Origin of the sequence: Methylocystis bryophila (assembly GCF_027925445.1) — a bacterium.
Taxonomy (GTDB): Bacteria; Pseudomonadota; Alphaproteobacteria; order Rhizobiales; family Beijerinckiaceae; genus Methylocystis; species Methylocystis bryophila.
Genome location: NZ_AP027149.1, coordinates 2458699 through 2477500, shown reverse-complemented (window position 1 = coordinate 2477500; position 18802 = coordinate 2458699). Strand labels below are relative to the sequence as shown.

General features: G+C 64.8%; 16 protein-coding genes (1 of these 16 cut by a window edge). 6 read left to right on the top strand and 10 right to left on the bottom strand.

The features are described 5' to 3' along the window. The 3 genes from QMG80_RS11580 to tyrS all read left to right on the top strand — a co-directional run. On the top strand, positions 1–205 hold the 3' portion of the coding sequence (locus tag QMG80_RS11580) for a class I SAM-dependent methyltransferase (RefSeq protein WP_085773837.1). It extends 533 nt beyond the left edge of the window; 205 of the gene's 738 nt are visible here — the last part of the coding sequence; its start codon lies off the left edge, out of view; the stop codon is at positions 203–205. Between the two features lie 7 nt (positions 206–212). Further along, on the top strand, positions 213–1157 hold the full coding sequence (locus QMG80_RS11575) for a hypothetical protein (RefSeq protein WP_085772962.1): 945 nt from the start codon (positions 213–215) through the stop codon (positions 1155–1157). Between the two features lie 66 nt (positions 1158–1223). Beyond that, positions 1224–2486 (top strand): tyrosine--tRNA ligase, encoded by a 1263-nt coding sequence (tyrS, locus tag QMG80_RS11570; protein WP_085772961.1) that lies wholly within the window; start codon positions 1224–1226, stop codon positions 2484–2486. 119 nt (positions 2487–2605) lie between these two features. On the opposite strand, the gene QMG80_RS11565 is transcribed toward tyrS, so the two are convergent. After that, a complete protein-coding gene (locus QMG80_RS11565) occupies positions 2606–6145 on the bottom strand; it encodes a YhdP family protein (RefSeq protein WP_158658861.1) in 3540 nt (1179 codons plus the stop codon). A gap of 392 nt (positions 6146–6537) precedes the next feature. Between QMG80_RS11565 and QMG80_RS11560 the strand changes: the two genes are divergently transcribed. Then, positions 6538–7458 (top strand): hypothetical protein, encoded by a 921-nt coding sequence (locus QMG80_RS11560; RefSeq protein ID WP_158658860.1) that lies wholly within the window; start codon positions 6538–6540, stop codon positions 7456–7458. 28 nt (positions 7459–7486) lie between these two features. Here the strand turns inward: QMG80_RS11560 and lexA are convergent, their stop codons facing one another. From lexA to QMG80_RS11540, 4 genes are all read right to left on the bottom strand, one after another. Then, positions 7487–8194: a transcriptional repressor LexA gene (gene lexA / locus QMG80_RS11555; RefSeq protein ID WP_085772958.1), complete on the bottom strand. Its 708-nt coding sequence runs from the start codon at positions 8192–8194 to the stop codon at positions 7487–7489. 244 nt (positions 8195–8438) lie between these two features. After that, positions 8439–8978, bottom strand: a complete 540-nt coding sequence (locus QMG80_RS11550; protein WP_085772957.1) for a restriction endonuclease — start codon at positions 8976–8978, stop codon at positions 8439–8441. 133 nt (positions 8979–9111) lie between these two features. Then, a complete protein-coding gene (locus QMG80_RS11545; protein WP_085772956.1) occupies positions 9112–9663 on the bottom strand; it encodes an NADPH-dependent FMN reductase in 552 nt (183 codons plus the stop codon). Between the two features lie 56 nt (positions 9664–9719). Continuing rightward, positions 9720–10487 carry an SDR family oxidoreductase gene (locus QMG80_RS11540; protein ID WP_085772955.1) on the bottom strand — a complete coding sequence of 256 codons (768 nt, stop codon included), beginning with the start codon at positions 10485–10487 and terminating at the stop codon, positions 9720–9722. 326 nt (positions 10488–10813) lie between these two features. On the opposite strand from QMG80_RS11540, the gene QMG80_RS11535 reads away from it, so the two are divergent. Further along, positions 10814–11494 carry an outer membrane beta-barrel protein gene (locus tag QMG80_RS11535; RefSeq protein ID WP_085773836.1) on the top strand — a complete coding sequence of 227 codons (681 nt, stop codon included), beginning with the start codon at positions 10814–10816 and terminating at the stop codon, positions 11492–11494. Between the two features lie 229 nt (positions 11495–11723). After that, positions 11724–12287 (top strand): peptidoglycan-binding protein LysM, encoded by a 564-nt coding sequence (lysM, locus tag QMG80_RS11530; protein ID WP_085773835.1) that lies wholly within the window; start codon positions 11724–11726, stop codon positions 12285–12287. Positions 12288–12333: 46 nt separating this feature from the next. On the opposite strand, the gene QMG80_RS11525 is transcribed toward lysM, so the two are convergent. The 5 genes from QMG80_RS11525 to QMG80_RS11505 form a co-directional block, all read right to left on the bottom strand. After that, positions 12334–12930: a glutathione S-transferase gene (locus tag QMG80_RS11525; RefSeq protein ID WP_085772954.1), complete on the bottom strand. Its 597-nt coding sequence runs from the start codon at positions 12928–12930 to the stop codon at positions 12334–12336. Positions 12931–12969: 39 nt separating this feature from the next. After that, positions 12970–13455: an RrF2 family transcriptional regulator gene (locus QMG80_RS11520; RefSeq protein ID WP_085772953.1), complete on the bottom strand. Its 486-nt coding sequence runs from the start codon at positions 13453–13455 to the stop codon at positions 12970–12972. Positions 13456–13545: 90 nt separating this feature from the next. Further along, positions 13546–14733: a 3-phosphoglycerate dehydrogenase family protein gene (locus QMG80_RS11515; protein ID WP_085772952.1), complete on the bottom strand. Its 1188-nt coding sequence runs from the start codon at positions 14731–14733 to the stop codon at positions 13546–13548. Positions 14734–14803: 70 nt separating this feature from the next. Further along, positions 14804–15781 (bottom strand): cysteine synthase A, encoded by a 978-nt coding sequence (gene cysK / locus QMG80_RS11510; protein WP_085772951.1) that lies wholly within the window; start codon positions 15779–15781, stop codon positions 14804–14806. A 605-nt stretch (positions 15782–16386) separates the two neighbouring features. Then, positions 16387–18660 (bottom strand): family 2A encapsulin nanocompartment cargo protein cysteine desulfurase, encoded by a 2274-nt coding sequence (locus QMG80_RS11505; protein WP_085772950.1) that lies wholly within the window; start codon positions 18658–18660, stop codon positions 16387–16389. Positions 18661–18802 lie beyond the last annotated feature (142 nt).

The following is an 18802-nucleotide window of genomic DNA, read 5'->3' as shown; positions in this document are numbered from 1 at the left end:
GACCTTTACCGGCCTTGGCCGCCTCGATCTCCTCGAGGAATGGGTGATCCACTTCTTCAGCGATGAAACGTCCGATCGCATCATGGTGTTCACGCCGGCGCTCGAAGAGCTCGGCGCGCTCGGCTTCGCCCCGATCGAAGTGGGCTTTCGCGAGGGGGTCGACACGCTCGTCGCCGCGATGAAGCCTTCCATTCGGAAAGCCTGAAGCAGCTATGCGGCATCCCTTCTTCAATCTGACGCACCTGGTTCTGCGCCGCGGCGAGAGCGATTTTGCGCTGCAGGAGGCCGCGCAAGGCGTCGTCGTCACCCTCGGTCCCGACACCGCGGTCTTCGCGCGCCCGGGCGCGACGGTCAGCCGCTGGCCCGGCGCGAAGATTCTGGCGCGGCAAACGCCGCACCCCACGCCTCGGCGAGGCTGGCTCGCGCGCGAGCTCGACACATTCAAACGCGTCGCGTTTGGCGGCGGCGACGTGAAGCTCAGCATGATCAAGACGCTCGGCAAGCAGCGCGAGACACTGCTTTCGGCCGGCGACGGCGCCGTGGCGGAAAAGCTCGATCTGAACGAATATGCGCGCGAGGGCGCGCCGCCGCTGCTCCTGCTGCAGCCTTCCTACCTGTGCAGCGGCGCCGAGATAAGCATGGCCTCCGCCGCTTGCGACGCGTCGACGATGAGCTGGGCGCGCGCGCTCTATGTCTATCGCGCCGAGCCTCCTCAAGACCTCTCTCGGCCGGCGATCCTCTGCCTTTCGGGGCGGACTTTGGTCTGGAGCGAGAGGCTCGAGCCCGGGGACAGCCGCGACTTCGCGCTCGGCAATGTCATCGCCGCGACCCTCAATGTGTCCTCGCGCCTGCGCCCGACGAGTCAATGCCACCCAGATGATTTCCGAGCCGAGATCGTCGGAGAAAACAGGGCCGATACGGCGCAAGAGGCGGAGCCGACGCGCGGCCTCTGGCCTTCAGCGCGCATACTCCTGGAGTCGCTGCGCGCCCGGGAGGGGTTTTTCGTCTGCGAGATGACGAATTATTCGAGAAGTCCCGCCTTCGTCTTCATCCAGCTCAATCGCTCGAATCTTTACGGAGGGTCGGGGCTGGTCGGTCTCGCTATCCGACTCCTTGGCGCTTTTTTCCGCCTGTCGCATTTGACCTTCGGGAACTGAGAAGACGCGAGAGTCGCAGGGCTCCGCGCCCTTGCGCCCCTGCCCGCTTGCCGTTAACACCCGCCCATGTCCGACCCCGCCGCTCCCAAATCCGAATTTCTTGCAACGCTCAATGAGCGCGGCTTCGTGCACCAATGTTCCGATCTCTCGGGGCTAGACGCGAAGGCGCTGGAGGGAGGGCTCTCCGCCTATATCGGCTTCGACTGCACGGCATCCTCGCTGCATGTCGGCAGCCTCTTGCCGATCATGCTGCTCGCGCATCTGCAGCGCAGCGGCGGCAAGCCCCTGCCCCTCGTCGGCGGCGGCACGACGCGCGTCGGCGACCCCTCGGGCAAGGATGAGAGCCGCAAGCTGCTGACGATCGCGGAGATCGACGCCAACAAGGCGTCTATCACGAAAACCTTCGCGAAATTCCTCACCTTCGGCGACGGCGCGACGGACGCCAAGCTCCTCGACAACGCGGAGTGGCTCGCGTCGCTCAATTACATCGAGTTCCTGCGCGACATCGGCCGGCATTTCTCGGTGAACCGCATGCTGACGATGGACAGCGTCAAGCTGCGCCTCGAGCGCGAGCATGAGCTCTCCTTCATCGAGTTCAACTATATGTGCCTGCAGGCCTATGACTTTGCCGAGATCAACAAGCGCCACGGCGCGGTGCTGCAGATGGGCGGCTCCGATCAATGGGGCAATATCGTCATGGGGATCGATCTCGGCCGGCGCCTCGGCTGCCCGCAGCTCTACGGTCTGACCTCGCCGCTGCTGACAACGGCCTCGGGCGCCAAGATGGGCAAGACGGCGGCGGGCGCCGTCTGGCTCGACGCCGCGCTGCTCAGCCCTTACGATTATTGGCAATATTGGCGCAACGCCGAGGACGCCGACGTCTCCCGCTTCCTCAAGCTCTTCACCTTCCTGCCCTTGGACGAGATCGCGCGCCTCTCGGCGCTGCAAGGCGCCGAGATCAACGAGGCGAAGAAGACGCTCGCCACGGAGGTCACCGCGCTGCTGCACGGCCGCGCGGCCGCCGAAGAAGCCGCGGCGACCGCCAAAGCCACCTTCGAGGAAGGCGCGCTGGCCCTCAGCCTGCCCAAGGTCGCCGTGTCAGCCGCGGAGGTCGCCGAGGGGATCGGCGTGCTCACGGCCTTCGTCAAGGCCGGGCTCGTCGCCTCCACGGGAGAAGCGCGTCGCCAGATCAAAGGCGGCGGACTGCGCGTCAACGACGCGCCCGTGACCGATGAAAAAGCCGCGCTCGGCGAAAAGGATTTCGCCAGTGACGGCGTCGCGAAGCTCTCGCTCGGCAAGAAGAAGCACGTGCTGCTGGAGCGCAGCTGAGCGGCGCGGAGCGCCGCCCGCCGAACACTGCGCGGGAGCGCCCGCATGACGAAGGCGATGCGGCGCGTTAGCCTGCGCGATTCGCTATTCCCCGAATATTCCTTCGAGCGGAAAGCGCTCTACCGCCCCGGCGGCTCCAGGCCACGCGCGGTGCCGTCCATCACGCCGAAAATCTTGCGAAACAGTCCGGGCGTCAGCATGGACAGCGGCGAGACATTGATCGTCGGGGAATCGATCCGGCCGACGACGCTGTAATTGAGCGCGAACAGGCCTTCATTCGCGCCGCCCGTGACAATCGGGCCAAAGACCGGAATGTTGCTGAAAAGATTGTTCAAGCCGTAGAATGGCACGTAGGAGCCGCCGAGGTCGAAGGCCTCATGCGCGAAATCCACAGAGCCGTCGAAGGAAAGGCCCATCTCAGGACCCGACATAACGCCTTCACGCAGATGCAGCTTGCCGCCCATCCAGACGAATTGCGCCTGCAGGCGCTGCACCTTGACCGAATCGGGCTCGTAACGCACGCGGCCCTTCTCGTCGTAACGATGCGCCCCCTGCTCCATCAGGCTGCGCATCGCCGGCTCGCTCTTGAGATAGAACTCGCGCACTTGCAGCTCGCCATCGGCGCGCCCTGACGGCGCGAGCAGCATGTTGGCGGTGATCGTACCAGAATCCATGCGGCTGTAGAGATCGAGGAAAGCGAAAAGCGCGCCTGCGTCAGCGCAGACGAACCCGACGCGCGCCGCGCCGCCATCGCCCGGCTCGAGCGTGGCGGACAGGGACTCGCGGCCGAAGCGTCCGGAAAGCGCGAAGCGTCGCGGATGATTGTTGCGCCGCTCCCATTTGAGCTCGACATTCGTCAGAATCTGCTTGCCGAATCCCGAGACGAGCGAGGATTTCAAATCGACGTCGACGTCGTCGAAGGACACAGAGCCTTTGGTCATGCTCGCCGCGGCCGTGCTTCCCGCGGCCGAGCGCTCGACGCCCGCAGCGCCGAGAGAACGCAGGATCGGCCGCGCATCCAAATTGGCCGCGCGCACGACGAGCTTCAACGCGTCGGCGCCGCGCGTGGCCTCGAGCTTCACATCGTCGCCTTCCGAAATTCGAAACTGCGAGAACTTCGCCGAACGAAACGACCCATCGCGCGCAAGCTCGACCACGCCTTGCATGAGCGTCGCGCCGGCCTCCAGCACGAAATGGTCGAGCGTCATGCCCTCGGGGCGCTTGATCAACGTGAAGCTCGCCTTGGCGGGCTTGCCGACGGGCTTCGAGACGCCCGGGAGGGCGTTGTCCAATGAGGCTTTGGTGAGATCGATCTCGAATTGCGCCTCGGTCTCGCCGATCGGCATGGGCGTCTTGACGGTGGCGACGACGGGGCCGCCGACGCCGGGCAGTCCGTAGCCCATCTTGGCGCGCGCCGCCTCGTCGAGCGTCATGGAAATCTGCGCCTGACTCTGCGCATGTTCGCCGAGCGGCTTGCGGATGTCGAGCTGGACTTGCCCGCCGAGCACGCGCGCCGAGCCGCCGACACGCAATCCGCCATGGTCCTGAACGATCGTGAGCGCGCCGGATTCGAGCTTTTCCGCGCCGATGAAGCGTTCGACCGAGAGATTGGCCGCATCGGCGCTGAGCTGCACATTCACGCGCTCCGGCCTTGCGCCATTGCCGATCTCGAAGGCGAGACGCGCCCTGCCGTCGATCTGACCTTTGACCTGTGCGGGATCGATCGGCATCGCCGAATATCGCGCGAGCGACGGCAGCGTCAGGATCTCGGAGACAGCCTCGACGCTGCCGGCAAAGCGCAGCTCTAACGTCGCTGGCGCGGGCACCGGCGCGTTGTCGGGAATGACGAAGGAGCCTTCGCTCAACGTCAGCCGACGCTCATGCGCCGTGTCCATCACGCCGCTGGCTCGATCCACGACGACCGTGCGTCCCGTCAGGCGCAAATGCGCGGAGATTCCGCGGATCGCCGGTAAATCCGGCATGACGTTGATCAACTCGCCATTGACGATGTCGCCCTCGCCCTGGAGTGCAGCGTCGGGCGCCGGCTGCTCATAGCGCATCGCGACGAAATCAGCCTCCGACAAGTCGCTGTGCAGCTCCGCGTGCTTGAAGGCTCCAGCCGTCACATGCTCGAGCAGCCAAAGTCGCGCCGGCGCCCCGACATGGGTCGGCGTCAAGCGCGCCGCGGCAGTCACGTCGGTGTTGTTCAGCGTCAGATTAAAGACGAGGTGCCGCCCGTTGATCCAGTCGAAAGCGAGGGCGCCGGTTCCGTCGAGCTGCGGTCCCGAGGCCTCGAAGCGTTCGATGAAGATCTTTTTCGCGGCCGGTTGGAAGCTGAAGCGTAGCGCGCCGCGGTCGATAAGCAGCGGCTCTTCGCCGGGACGTTCAGGCGCGAACTTCGCAGGTTTGGCCAAGTGGGCCGAGCCCCTCCAGACATCGCCCCGATCCGCCGCCGATTGGGCGAGGGCGTCGAGCGGAGCGGGCGGCGCGAGCGTCCCCTCGCCGACGAGTTCGACCTCCTTCGTCTTGAGCTTCAGCACCGGAAAAAGAAACTGCCGGTTCTTCCGATCCCATCGGGCCTCGCCCAAGGCCTGCTCGATCAGTATCGGCTCGTAATCGGGCTCGTCGAGGCGGAAATAGCCGGGGCCGACAAGGAAGCCGCCCGAGGCGTCGATGACATGATCCCCGGCGTCTAGCGCGAAATGCAGATGCGCCGAAAGCGCAGCGTCGGTGTCGAATTGCTGGTTGCGCCAACCGCTGAGCAGAGTCAGCTCGTCGATCGTGAACTCCTGCGCCCGGGCTTCGAACTCGCGCTGCGTGCCCGGCGCCCCGTGGGTGGTCCCGACCAGAGACCAGCGGCGGGCCGCGCCGGTCGCGGCGAGCTCGAATTTCGAGCCGCCGGCCTCTCGTTGCACGATCAAAGTCAGGTCGGAGTAACGGATCGTGCGGCCGAGCGCGCGGTCGTCGATGACGAGCCGTCCATGCACGACTCCAACATGGTCGACGCCGCCTATGGCGCTCTCCGGGTTGGTCGCAAAATCCAGAAGCCCACGAACAGCCGCGCCGGCGAAATGCAGGAGCCTCGGGTGCGGCCCCGCCGCCTCTGCGGGGGTGGGCTTCGCGGCCGCCGGCCCGATCACGACGGCCTCCTTGGGATCGGCGCCGGCCGAGATCGTGAGCGAGCCGTCGGGAAGCATGACGAGTCGCAACTCGAGGTCGAGCGCCTCGATCCTCTTCGGCGTCACGCGGCCGGCAAGAAGGCCCAGGAAATCGACGGAGAATTCCGCACGCGGGGCGGCGACCACGGTCCGACCCGCGGATTTGACCGTGAGTCCTTCCGCGAAGAGCGTCGGTCCATGCGACGTGTCGGCGAGCGCCACATTCCTCAGGCCAAACTCGTAGCGTCGGCCGTAGAGTTCATCGAGCGACTCGACGATGACCGGCGCGAGCCAGGAAAGAGCGATCGGACCGCGCGCCAGCGAGAACAGGAAAGCGCCGACCCCGAGGCTCATCAGGAGCACGATGAGGAGCCCGACGCCGCAGTAAAAGCGCGCCGTTCGGCGGAGCCCGTGCGAAAGACGCGGCGTGGGCAACGCGTCGCAGAGGGCGCAGATGCCTCTGCGACGGAATTCATGGTCCGCGGCGTCGTTCTCGCTCAAAAAAGCCGCCTTCGTTCCCCGCGCGTTGCGGGCTGCGCCCCGATTCGTCCGGGACGCCACCGCCGGAGCTCTCCCCGATCCCCATCATGGCCGCGCGCTTGGCCGAAACCAAGGCGCCCAAATGAAAAAACGCGCCAGTCGCGGCGTTTCGTCTTCCGCCGAAGGCCGCCCCCGCTTGTAGCGTCCGCGCGCTGAATGGGATAGGTCTGAAGGCGGCGGCCCGACGTCCGAATGAGAATATGGTCAAGCTCCCCAGAAGAAGCTGCTACGCCCTCCTCGCGCGTCTGTCCCTCGAACGCAGCTGCGCAGGGGGCGGGAAGGCGCGCCAGAATCAAGGCGCTCGAGCGGACTTCCATCGCAAAAGCCTCTCAAGTTTGGCGGGATTCTCTCTCGTGGCGCTCGCCCTTGCCGGCGGGCATTCAGCCTTGGCCGTGGAGCTGACGACGCGCCTTCCGGCCTATCGCCCCAAGATCGGCGTGGAGCGCGTCTACCGCGTCGAGATCGAGACAAGCGCCGATTCGCACGGTCTGACGAGGGCCGGCGAGAAAAGCGTGCGGGGAGAGTTCACCAACAGCCTGACCGTGCTCGAACCCACGCTCAGCGGCTTCAAGATGCGCTGGCGGCTCACGCCCAAGGAACCGCCGCCGGGACAGCCCAGTCTCACCGAGATCTTTCGTGACCGCATCCAGGCCTTCGGCGCCGACATGATCGAGGTCGAGACCGATCCGCGCGGCGCGGCGAAGAAGATCGACAATCTCGACGCGATGCGCAAGGCCGTCGAGACGCGCATCGAGGGGCTGAAAAGCGACGACCCCGCCAAGGAACGGCTGCAGTCCCTCCTGCCGCGGTTGCAGCCGGGCTCCCTCTTCCCGATGGATGTGATCGCGCCAGCGGCCCGCCTTTTCGCCGAAGCGCAGACACCCGAAGAACGCGAAGCCGATCTCGGCATGCCCCAGACCGCCAACGCTGAAGGCCACAGCAACGGGGCCAGCGTGCCCATCAAGCTCACAACGCGCTACGACAAGGACGAAGCCCACGGCTTCGTCACCTTCACCTCGACCAAGGTCTTCGACTCCAACGCCTTGACCGAAGCCTGGCGGGAGGTCATCGACCGCGAGACAAAGGAGCTCGCGGCCAGGCGCCCCGAAGCTTCCGCGGAAACGCTCGCCGAATATTCGCGCGCCAGCCTGACGATCACGACGACGGTGCGCCTCTCGCTCGACGACGGCTCCGCGACCTACGCCGAGGAAATCGTCGACAACCGCATCGGACCGGCCTTCACGAGAAACGTCTTGCGCGCCACGCGCGAGTAGGGCCGATTTGAGCGCCCCCCCCTTCGCTTCAATATTTTCGTAACAGGCTCACGAGCTTGCCCTGAATGCGGACGCGATCAGGGCCGAAGATGCGCGTTTCATAGGCGGGATTGGCGGCTTCGAGCGCGATCGAGGCGCCGCGCTTGCGCAGTCGCTTCAACGTCGCCTCCTCGTCGTCGATCAGCGCGACGACGATGTCGCCGGTCTCCGCCTGCTCCTGCTTGCGAATGACGACTGTGTCGCCGTCGAGAATGCCCGCCTCGATCATTGAATCGCCGCGCACCTCGAGCGCAAAATGCTCTCCCGAGCTCAGGAGATCGGGCGGCAGGCTGATCGTGTGGCTGCGCGACTGAATGGCGGAGATCGGCGTGCCGGCGGCGATTCGGCCCATGACGGGGATCGCGACGTTCACCTCCGCCTCCTCATCCTCGCGTTCCTGCAAGGCGCGCACCCGGCCGAGATTCCCTTCGATGACGCTCGGCGAGAACTTCTTGGCGCGGATGGCGCTCTGCGGCGTCGCCGATTCGGGCAGCCGCAGCACCTCGAGGGCGCGGGCGCGGTTGGGAAGCCTGCGGATGAAGCCGCGCTCCTCGAGCGCCAAGATCAGCCGATGGATCCCCGACTTCGAGCGCAGATCGAGCGCGTCCTTCATTTCGTCGAATGAAGGCGGAACGCCAGTCTCCTTCAAACGCTCATGGATGAAGCGCAGAAGATCGCTCTGTTTTCTCGTGAGCATTGCGTTTGGCCCCCAGAGGCGGCGAAGCGTGACGCCGCCGTCCGCTCCGCATAACCGGCCTCCATAAACAAATCATGAACGAAGCATAACCGTTCGCGCTGCGTTCCGCAATTGCATAATGAGCCGGATGAGTCGCCGCATCCCCTGCTGAAATCCGCCAACGGCCAGATCAGCCCTTCCGCGCGGAAGCGACGCGGGTTGAGCGCTCGCGAGAATCTCGCAAAGGCAAACGCTGGCGGCGCCGTCACCGCAGCAGCCTATCAATCCTGTGGAGCTCCGAGTGATGGAGCAGCAGGACCTCATTGGAGGCCGCAAGCTTTATGGCCGAGGCCGTGTAGCCGGCGGTGGCGACCACGACGCCCCTTTGCGCGTCCCGGTGGGCGATGCCGGCGACGATTTCTTGCACGGCGCGATTCCCGACGGGCTTCGAATATTTCTTGCACTGCACGACGATGCGCAGACCGCGCTTGTCGGCGACGATGTCCACGCCCTGATCGCCGCTCGCCGGCGTGACGCGCGCGTCCCATTTGCGCTCCCGCAGAAGCGAAGCGCAATAGCGCTCGAACTCCTCCGGACTCATGTCCGCATGGAATTGCGGCGAGGTCACCTCGTCAAAGACGAGCATCGCAAGATGAAGAACGCCGAGATAGGCGAGCGCCATAAAGGCGAGGCCGAGGCGGCTCGGCCAATAGCCGCCTGCGAGAAGGGTGAACACGACGAACCAGAGAAGGCAGAGCCTTCTCTCCCTGCCCTTTTCGGGCGACGCCTCATTCCCCCTCTTCACGCAGCTTCACCGAATGCGGCCGGGACCCGCCCGTTTGCGAGCGAATCGGCGCGGCGAACAACTCCGCCATTGAAACCCGGAGGCGTTAGCTTTCGATTGCGCCCTGGCGAGCATCCCTGGGGAAAGCGCCAAGCTAGCCCGCGTGCTTTTTCACCCAGGCGACATATCGGTCCATCCAGCCCTGCAGGAAAGAACGGCTGCCCTCACCGATGTCGCCGGCTGCATCGAACAGGCCTTCCTTCATCTGCAAAAACACCTCGGGCTGGCCGAGCGTCGGCGCGTCGAGATAGGCCAGCACGTTGCGCAATTGCTGCTGCGCGATGGCCGTGCCGATCGCGCCGACCGAGATCCCGATGACCCCTGTGGGCTTGCCCGCGAAAGCGTTCTGCCCATAGGGGCGGGAGGCATGGTCGATCGCATTCTTCAGCACGCCGGGAATGGAGCGGTTGTATTCGGGCGTGACGAATAGCAGCCCAGCGGCGGCGGCGATCTCGCCCTTGAGACGCTTCACGGGGTCTGCCTGCGCCGCGTCGTCATCCTGATTGTAGAGCGGCAGATCGGCGATCTTCGCTTGCGTGAACGAGAATTCTGGCGGCGCGAGCTTCGCGACGGCGCCCGCGAGCTTACGGTTGTATGAATCGCGGCGAAGACTGCCGATCAGAACGAGAATCGAGAATTGGCTCATGATGATCGCCCCTTATTCGGGTTGGCCCCGCGGCCCCTCCCTAAAGTAGTGCTGGCTCAGTCTTCCTCGACGTCCGGCGTGCGCCAGGCGAGGTGCTGGCCGCTGTCGACCGCGATCATCTGGCCCGTCACGTGCCGCGCTCGCGCCAGATAAAGCGCCGCATCAACGAGGCTTTCGAGCGTGATCGCCTGCTGCAACGGGACGCCGGCGGCCTCTCGCGCAAATCCCGCCTCGCCCGCATAGAGATTTGGCAGCGCCGGACCGGGTCCGATGGCGTTGACGCGGATGCGCGGGGCGAGAGCCTGCGCCATCGTGCGGGTTGCAGTCCACAGCGCGGATTTCGAGAGGGTGTAGGTGAAGTCGCGCGGGGTGAGGCGAAGCGCCCGCTGATCAATCATGTTGATGATGGCGCCCGTGGCGCCCTCGGGCAAACGGGCCGCAAAAGCCTGGCCGAGCAACACGGGCGCGAAAAGATTGACCGCGAAATGCCGCTCGAGCGCCTCGGGCGTGAAGTTCTGCACAGAATCGGGCTCAAAAAGCGCCGCGCTGTTCACGAGCAGCGCGAGCGGTCCAAAAGGCGCCTCGGCGCGCGGGATCAGCTCGCGCGCCTCGCCTGTGCGCGCGAGATCGCAGGCCAGAGCCTCGGCCCTGAAACCTTGCGCCACGAGCTTCTCGGCGGCGGCCCGCGCCGCCGCCTGCGATCGGGGAGAGGCGTGCAGCACGACCGGCCGGCCGGCCCGCGCAAAACCCTCAGCCAGCGCAAGGCCGATGCGTCGCGCCGCCCCCGTCACGAGAACCGGGCCGCTCTGCTCCGCCGCCTGCATCCATCCTCCGCAATCGCCGCCGGCGCCCTCGCCGACATTGACGCTTTATTAGCCATCATCAACCGAAAACCAAGCCAAAAATTCTGGCGCCCGGCGGCGGCACAAAGTATAAATACGAATACATGCCCATATACCCCATTATCGACACAATTCTTACTACATAGTTCCTAAATAGTTACTTTAACCAAACGATGAGAGTCGGCTCCAGAAAGGTCTCGTTAAGCTGAACGATTATACATCGAAGCCTCGTTCCCTGAGCTGCGGCTCAGCCGGGCGACGCGCCCAAGGACTAGCGCGTCTGGAGACAAAGCATGGAGTTGAGCAAAATGAGACACGCGTTTCTTGCGGCGCTGTTGGCGCCCCTGGCGCTCGGAGCCCTCCCTGCCGTCGCCGCCGACCTGCCCTATCGCCAAGCGCCGGCCGACTATTATGCGCCGGTTCCGGTCACGCGCTGGCAAGGCTTTTACGCGGGCCTCAACGCCGGTTATGGCTGGGGCTCGTTCACCGACGACGCGAATTGGCTCTTCGCCCAGCCGTCGGGCGGCGAGTTCGGCTTCACGGGCGGCTACAATTACATGGTCGCGCCGAACTTTCTCATCGGCGCCGAAGCCGATTTCGACTTCACCGGCATCAGCGCGACGAATTATCCCTACCCGGGGCGCATGACCTCGGGCAATTTGAACGATCTCTTCACGCTGCGCGGCCGCGTCGGCTACACCATGGATCGTGCGCTGTTCTTTATCTCCGGCGGCCTCGCGGGCGGGCGCACGGAGATAAACATGCAGAACGTCTGGTGGGGAAATTTCTGGGGTCAGCAGTCCAGCTATCAGCTCGGATGGGCGCTCGGCGCCGGCGTTGAATATCTGGTCATCCCCAACATCTCGGTGAAAGCCGAATATCTGTTCACGTCGCTCGGCTCCACCTCCTACTTCAACTACTCTCCCTGGGCGTTGCAGGTCGGCTCCAATAATTCGCAGGTGCGCCTTGGCGTGAACTACCACTTCTAGAACGAATTCTTCGAGAGTTGACGGGCTTTTGCGATCGGAACTCGCTAGGGCATGTTGATCCAGCGCGATTCTTCCTCGCTCGAGCTCGAGCGGAAGGAAGGCGCGCCGACTCGCCCGAGAAGGACTCAAAAAGTGAGCGACCCTGGCTTTTGTCATGGCCGCGAGGCTTGCGCGCTCTAGATGCAGGCTCGCGACCGCGACGCGCGGTCTTCAAGCGAAGGAGCGCAAGATGGGTATTCTTGATTTCTTCGGTAAGAAAAAAGACGCGCCGGCCCCTGCGGGCGCGACCGAGACGAGCGCCGCCTCGCCCGAGGCGCTGAAGGGCGAAATCGCGAGGCACGGCCTCGACGCCTCCAACGTGGAGATCGCGGTCGACGGCTCGACGGTGACGCTGTCCGGCTCGGCCGCGACGACAGCCGCGGCCGAGAAGCTGGCGCTGGCCGTGGGAAACACGCAAGGGGTCACCCGGGTCGTCAACAACATCGTCGTGGGGCAGACGCATGCCGAGTCGCGCTTCTACACCGTAAAATCGGGCGACAGCTTGTGGGCGATCGCAGAGCAATTCTACGGCCATGGGCAGGGTTCGAAGTATCAGCAGATCTTTGAAGCCAATCGTCCCTTGCTCACGGATCCCAATCGCATCTTTCCAGGTCAGGTGCTGCGGATTCCAGATCTCGCTCACCCGAGCGCGGCCGCCGCGGCCCCCTCTTCCGGCGAGTGGAAGCCGCCGCAGGAGATCGCCTCTGCCGAGAAAAAGGGCGAGGAGGTCGTTTGGAAGTCGCCGACGACTTGAAGCTCGCCCGCTGCGAGATTACGCGCGGCGTCGCCGCGCGTAATCTTCAGCTCCTCGTCGCCTCGTAGGCGGGCGTCTCGCGCGCAAAAGCGTCCAGCCAGGCGACGAGCTTCGGCGCAGCGGTGCGCCAGGCGCCGCCGAAGCGCAGATCGAGATAGCCGAGCGCACAGGCGATCGCCACATGGCCGATGTCGCACGGCCCGGACGGCGGCGCGGCGTCGAGGACAGCGAGCGCGCGATCGATCTTGCCCTGCTGCAGCTCCATCCAGCTCGCCGAGCGTTGTGCTTCAGGGCGCGTCGTCTGCTCGTAGCGAATGAGCAGCGCAGCGTCGCAAATTCCGTCGCCGAGCGCCTCGAGGCGCAGCGCCGGGAAGCGCCGGGCGGGGTCGGAGGGAATGATCCGCCCGCCGCCGGCGAGATGGTCGAGATATTCCACGATCACGCGGCTGTCATAGAGCGCCGAGCCGTCCTCGAAGAGCAGCGTCGGGATTTTTCCAAGCGGATTTTGGGCGCGGATCGGATCGGTCGGATCGGCCGTGTCGGTTGGCGACAGCTCTAGACGCTCGGTCAGGCCGAGCGCCGAGGCGGCGATCCTGACCTTTCGGGCGTAAGGGGAAGCGGGATGATAGCGTAGGACGAGCATGGCCAAGCCATAGCACGTCCGCGGTCGGTCGCGACGGTCTTAATTCTCGACCACCGCCAAACGAGGCGGCGATGGGGGCGCCTCGCAACAGGCGTCGATCGCGCCGGACTGCCCAAGCCGGCACATGCGCGCGAGCGAGCAATTATCGAGGAGCTGGGAAAGAGCGCGCTGGGCCTCGACCATCAGGAAGCGCACCGGACAGGCGGACTCGCTCGCGCAGTCCTCGCAGCGCTGGTAGCGCGTCTTGCTTGCGCAGGCGATCGGCGCAAGCGGCCCGTCGATGGCGCGCACGATCTCGCCGACCATGATTCTGTCGGCCTCGCGGGCGAGCGTGTAGCCGCCGTTCTTGCCCATCCTCGAGTGCACGAAGCCGAAGCTTCTCAGCTCGAAAAGAATCCCGTTGAGGAATCGCTTGGGGATATTCTGCTCCTCGGCGATATCCACGGCGTGCACAAATTCGCCCGGAGGGAATTGAGCGAGATGGGCCATCGCCTTGAGCCCGTATTTGCCCTTTTTCGTCAGCACCAGATCCGTCCACCGAAAAGTCGAGAGGGCATAGCGCGCGCTCCCTATAGACTGATTATGTTCGCCGTCGTGACCCGCCGCGCTCGCGGCTCACTCGAAGAAGCCCGCCGACTTGGGGATCAGACGGGCGGACAACACGCCTTTCGTCGAGCGAATGAGCTGGAGGGTTTCGGGCCCGATGTCCGCGTTCAAATCAACAAGCGTAAATGCGTAGTCGTCGCGGGATTTGTTCGACAGGTTCTCGATGTTCAGTTCCGCTGCGGCCAAAGCGGACGAAATTCGACTTACGACGCCGGGGGCGTTCTCATTCGCGATCGCCAAACGAGTTCCGCCGCTCCGCGGCAACGTGACTTTCGGGAAGTTCACCGAGTTGCGGATCTCGCCGTTCTCCAAGAAATCCACGACGGATTCGACAACCGAGTTGACGCAGTTGGACTCCGCTTCTGCGGTTGACGCGCCGAGATGCGGCAGCACGATCGCGCGTGGTTGATCGAGAATCGTCCGAGTTGCAAAATCGGTGACGTAAGCGTGAAGCTTTCCTGATTGCAGCGCCGCGCAGACTGCCGCCTCCTCGACGACGCCGGCGCGGGAAAAGTTGATCAAGACGGCTCCATCATTCAGTCTCGACAAGCGACGCCCGTCGATCAAGCGCCTCGTGTCATTGTCGAGAGGAATGTGAAGCGTCAAAAAGTCCACTTCCGTCAGGAGATCGTCGAGACTGCCAACGCTCGTGACTGACGGCGATAGATGCAGAGCGTGCTCGACCGTCAGGAGCGGGTCGAAGCCGTAGACTCGCATCCCCAATTGAATTGCTGTGTTGGCGACTTGGACGCCGATGGCCCCTAAACCCACGACGCCGAGTTTTCTTCCCGCCAGCTCGAAGCCCCCAAATTGCCCTTTCTCTTTTTCCACGAGCTTTTGAACCGTCGCATCGTCGCCTTGCAGGCTGCGGACGAAGCCGGCTGCGGCGACGATGTTGCGCGAGGCGAGAAACAGCGCCGCGATCGTGAGTTCCTTGACCGCGTTGGCGTTGGCTCCCGGCGCATTGAAAACGGGGATCCCGCGCTTCGAAAGCGCCTCGATCGGAATGTTGTTGACGCCAGAGCCGGCGCGGCCCACCGCCAGGAGCGTCGCGGGTATCGGCGCGTCATGCAGGTCGTGCGAACGCAATAGGATCGCGTCCGGCCTTGACACTTCTGGACCTATCGAGAACTTTTCCCGCGAAACCCACTGCAAGCGCTCGGCCGGAATATTGTCGTAAGTCTGCACGTTGAACATGAACTTTCCCTACAGCGTCTCTAAGCTGCGCGTTCGTCAAAGAGTGCGTCGGCGCGGAGCAGGCAAACAGTCACGCCGCCAAGCCCTGCGCGTTGAACAGCCCTTCAAAAAGGACCGTGCTCAAATATCGCTCGCCCGAGTCGGGGAGGATCACGACGATAGTCTTGCCTTGGTTCTCTGGACGATTGGCCAATCTCACGGCGACCGCGGCGGCTGCGCCGCAGGATATGCCCGAGAGTATCCCTTCCTCGCTGCTCAGGCGTCGCGCGAAAAGGATCGCCTCTTCATTGGTGACTTGTTCGATGAGGTCGACAAGAGACAGGTCTAAAACACTGGGAATGAATCCGGCGCCGATGCCTTGAATCTTATGAGCGCCCGGCTTCAGCAGCTCGCCTGCGCGCTGTTGAGTGAGAACAGGGCTTGCCGAAGGCTCGACGGCGACCGAAAGCACGGGCTTGCCTTTAACGTTCTTGAAAAAGCGTGAAACGCCGGTGATCGTGCCGCCCGTGCCCACGCCGGCGACGAAAATGTCCACGGCTCCGTCGGTGTCGTCCCAGATCTCCGGGCCCGTGGTCTCTTCGTGGATCGCGGGATTGGCGGGGTTTTTGAACTGTTGCAGCAGCAGGTAGCGGCCGGGATCGGAAGCGGCGATCTCTTCGGCCTTGGCGACGGCGCCGCCCATGCCTTTCGCGCCTTCGGTGAGGATCAAATTGGCCCCGAAGGCGAGCAGGAGCTTGCGCCGTTCTAGGCTCATGGTCTCGGGCATGGTCAGCGTCAACGGAATGCCGCGCGAGGCGGCGACAAAGGCGAGCGCAATGCCGGTATTGCCGCTGGTCGGCTCGACGATCCCGCGGCCGGGGGTGAGAAGCCCGCGCTTCTCCGCGTCCCGCACCATGGCGGCGCCGATCCGGCACTTGACGGAATAGGCCGGATTGCGGCCCTCGATTTTCGCCAAAACGGTTGCCGGAGCGCCGTCCGTTACTCGGTTCAGGCGCACCAGCGGCGTGCGGCCGATCGAAAGGGAATTGTCCTCAAACCAGCGCGGCATGCCGACCTCCAAAGCTCCAATTTGAAGTTAGACTACTAAATTTATAAAATGTGTCAATTGATAATTTATACTTCTGCCCGTGGTCTTCTTGCGAGCGGCCCTGCCTTTGACCGGCGAATGGAAGCCTCCGCAGGAGATCGTCGCAGCGGCATTGCCGTGCAAGCTCGCGCCGCTACCTGCATCGGAAGGTTCGCGCCTCTGAAAAGGAGCGCGCGGCGCTAGCGCGTTTCCCGCTCGAACGGAATCGTTCGAGCGATAAGGAATCGCGCCAAATCAAAGGTTGGAGCATGTCCTGACCGGAAAACCGCTTCGCACTTTTCCGGGACATGCTCTAGTGAGCAAGGAAACGCATCATGGCTACGTCCAAGCAGCCTAACACCGAACCCCGTAGCCCCAAGGAAACTAGGCCAACTGTGAGGCCTATGGATTTGGATCTGCCCCAGGCGGATTTAGAGACGCCTCTCTATGATCGGGAGGCGGAGAAGGCGAGACGCGAGGCGGCGACGGAGGCGTTTCGTAACGAGAAAGCACACGAGCGTCCTCCTCGTCACCAGGCGTGATTACGCCGAGGGCTGCCGGTTGCACGCTGCGGGTCAACGCCCACGCTAAATGCCGGAGCTCCGCCCGTTCTGCAGTCGCCGGAGAGCCGAGACGAGCGCATCGACGTCGGCGCAAGTGTTGTAGAAGGCGAGCGAGGGGCGCACGGTGGCCTCGAGGCCGAAGCGGCGCAGGATCGGCTGGGCGCAATGATGGCCGGCGCGCACGGCAATGCCCTCGCGATCGAGCGCCTTGCCGACATCCAGAGGCTCATGTCCCTGCAGGACGAAGGACAGCACCGACGCCTTTTCCGGCGCCGTGCCGATGAAGGTCAGGCCGGGAACGGTCAGCATCTTCTCGGTCGCGTAGAGCAGCAGATCATGCTCGTAGCGCGCGATCGCCTCCATGCCGATGCTCTCGACATAATCGAGCGCCGCGCCCAGCCCCACCGCGTCGGCGATATTGCCGGTGCCGGCTTCGAACCTCTCTGGCGGTCCCTGGAAGATCGTCTTCTCGAAGGTGACGTCGGCGATCATATTGCCGCCCCCCTGCCAGGGCGGCATGTCCTTCAGCACCTCGTCCTTGCCATAGACCACGCCGATGCCGGTCGGGCCGAACACCTTGTGTCCGGAGAAGACGAAGAAGTCGCAGTCGATCTCCTGCACGTCGACGGCCTTGTGCGGAACCGACTGCGCGCCGTCGATCAACACGCGCGCGCCATGACGATGCGCCATCGCGGTGATCTCGCGCACGGGCGTCACCGTGCCGAGCGCGTTCGAGACTTGCGTCATTGCGACGATGCGCGTCGAGGGATTGAGGAGCTTCTCATATTCCTCGAGAATCAGCTCGCCGCGGTCGTCGACCGGGGCGACGCGCAGCCGCGCGCCCTTCTCGGCGCAAAGCTGCTGCCAGGGCACGATATTGGCGTGGTGCTCGAGCCAGGAGACGACGATCTCGTCGCCCTCCCTGACGTTGCGCCGTCCCCAGGCCTGCGCGACCAGATTGATCCCCTCCGTCGCGCCGCGCACGAAGATGATGTCCTTGGACGACGGCGCCCGCAGGAATCGCCGCGCCTTCTCGCGCGCCGCTTCATAGGCGTCGGTGGAGCGCGCCGCGAGCGCATGCGCGGCGCGATGAATATTGGAGTTCTCATATTCGTAGAAATGCGCGAGACGGTCGATCACCGCCTGCGGCTTCTGCGTCGTCGCGGCGTTGTCGAGCCACACCAGCGGCTTGCCGTGCACCTGCTGCTGCAGAATGGGGAAGTCGCGCTTTACGCGATAGGGATCGAAGAGCTGTCGCGTCGAGGGCGCGCTCTCCGTGAGCTGAGGCGAGTAGCCGGGCGGCGGCTCTTTGGGCGCTGCGGGGACCGTCTCGAGGAGGCCGGGATGACCGCCGGCCTGCGTCGTGAAGTAGAGCGCGTCGCTCGCCGCAGGCCCGGCGGCGCCGGGCGATAACGCGCTGTCGAAGCCTTCAAATCCCGGCCCCGGCGCGGGCGGAGTCGCAAGCGCCGCCGCGTCGGAGAGGCGATGCGGATCGGACTGCGACGGCGTCGGAATAACGAAGGCTTCGCCGGGCGACGCGCCTGAATTCGGGTTGCTTGACGGGGTGCTCGGATAGGTCGTCGGGGCGACTGGGCGCCTCCCCGGCTCGGCTGCGGACTCGCCCGAATAGCCCGCTGGAGGCTGTTCAAAACGCCCCGGCGCCGGTTGCGTAGCCGGAAGGCTCCCCGGCGCGCCGAAAGCGGAGCGCTCGTGGAGAAAATAGAGATTGTCTGCGCCCTGTGGCGTGCCGCCGCCCGGAATGGGCGTCGAGGCGGGCGCGAGCTGCGGCGCGGCGTCTTCCTGCGCGGCGAGCGCGAGGGCTTCTCCGAACAGTCGCGGGATCGACGCGTAATCGATGGCGTCCGGAACCTCGGCTTCCAGCGCTCCGACAGAAGCGCCGGGACGCGGCGGATCCGGCATGCCGAGCGGACGCGAGCCGGGCTGCGAACTGGTCGGCGCAGCCGGCGCCGCGACATTGGGCGTCGGCACGACCGAAGGAATGGTCGTCGGCGGAACGTCCGGCGGGCCATAGGACGCCCTCGCCGGCGCATAAGGCGCGACGGTCGTGACCACCGACGGCGCGGGGACGTCCGGTGCGAGCGGGGCGGCGACCGGAACGCCCGGGACGATGGGCGCGGGCGGAACCTGGTGCGGCTGCAGCTGGAAGAAGGCGTTCGCCATCTGCGCGATCATCTGCGGATCGACGGGCGCAGGCGCGTGATGCTCCAGCGTCTCATGGGAGGGAACGTCGGTCGCGGGCGGGCGGGGCGACGCCGGGATCGACTGCGCAGATGACATGCTGGGCGTTCCTTGACGAGGTCGAGACGCCGGCGGTTCTTGGCCGCCGGCGGGGTCACACGGCCTCAGGCGAACACGCCTGAAGGCGGAAAATGCGACCGATCAGAAAAGATCAAAGCGCGCGCTTCACGAAAATCGGCTT

What these genes read in the sequence shown, in the direction of transcription:
- QMG80_RS11540 (WP_085772955.1), bottom strand. Translation starts at nt 10,487, where the DNA reads ATGCAGGCGGCGGAGCAGAGCGGCCCGGTTCTCGTGACGGGGGCGGCG.
- QMG80_RS11575 (WP_085772962.1), top strand. Translation starts at nt 213, where the DNA reads ATGCGGCATCCCTTCTTCAATCTGACGCACCTGGTTCTGCGCCGCGGC.
- QMG80_RS11515 (WP_085772952.1), bottom strand. Translation starts at nt 14,733, where the DNA reads ATGTTCAACGTGCAGACTTACGACAATATTCCGGCCGAGCGCTTGCAG.
- QMG80_RS11505 (WP_085772950.1), bottom strand. Translation starts at nt 18,660, where the DNA reads ATGTCATCTGCGCAGTCGATCCCGGCGTCGCCCCGCCCGCCCGCGACC.
- lexA (WP_085772958.1), bottom strand. Translation starts at nt 8,194, where the DNA reads ATGCTCACGAGAAAACAGAGCGATCTTCTGCGCTTCATCCATGAGCGT.
- lysM (WP_085773835.1), top strand. Translation starts at nt 11,724, where the DNA reads ATGGGTATTCTTGATTTCTTCGGTAAGAAAAAAGACGCGCCGGCCCCT.
- QMG80_RS11525 (WP_085772954.1), bottom strand. Translation starts at nt 12,930, where the DNA reads ATGCTCGTCCTACGCTATCATCCCGCTTCCCCTTACGCCCGAAAGGTC.
- cysK (WP_085772951.1), bottom strand. Translation starts at nt 15,781, where the DNA reads ATGCCGCGCTGGTTTGAGGACAATTCCCTTTCGATCGGCCGCACGCCG.
- QMG80_RS11545 (WP_085772956.1), bottom strand. Translation starts at nt 9,663, where the DNA reads ATGAGCCAATTCTCGATTCTCGTTCTGATCGGCAGTCTTCGCCGCGAT.
- tyrS (WP_085772961.1), top strand. Translation starts at nt 1,224, where the DNA reads ATGTCCGACCCCGCCGCTCCCAAATCCGAATTTCTTGCAACGCTCAAT.
- QMG80_RS11535 (WP_085773836.1), top strand. Translation starts at nt 10,814, where the DNA reads ATGAGACACGCGTTTCTTGCGGCGCTGTTGGCGCCCCTGGCGCTCGGA.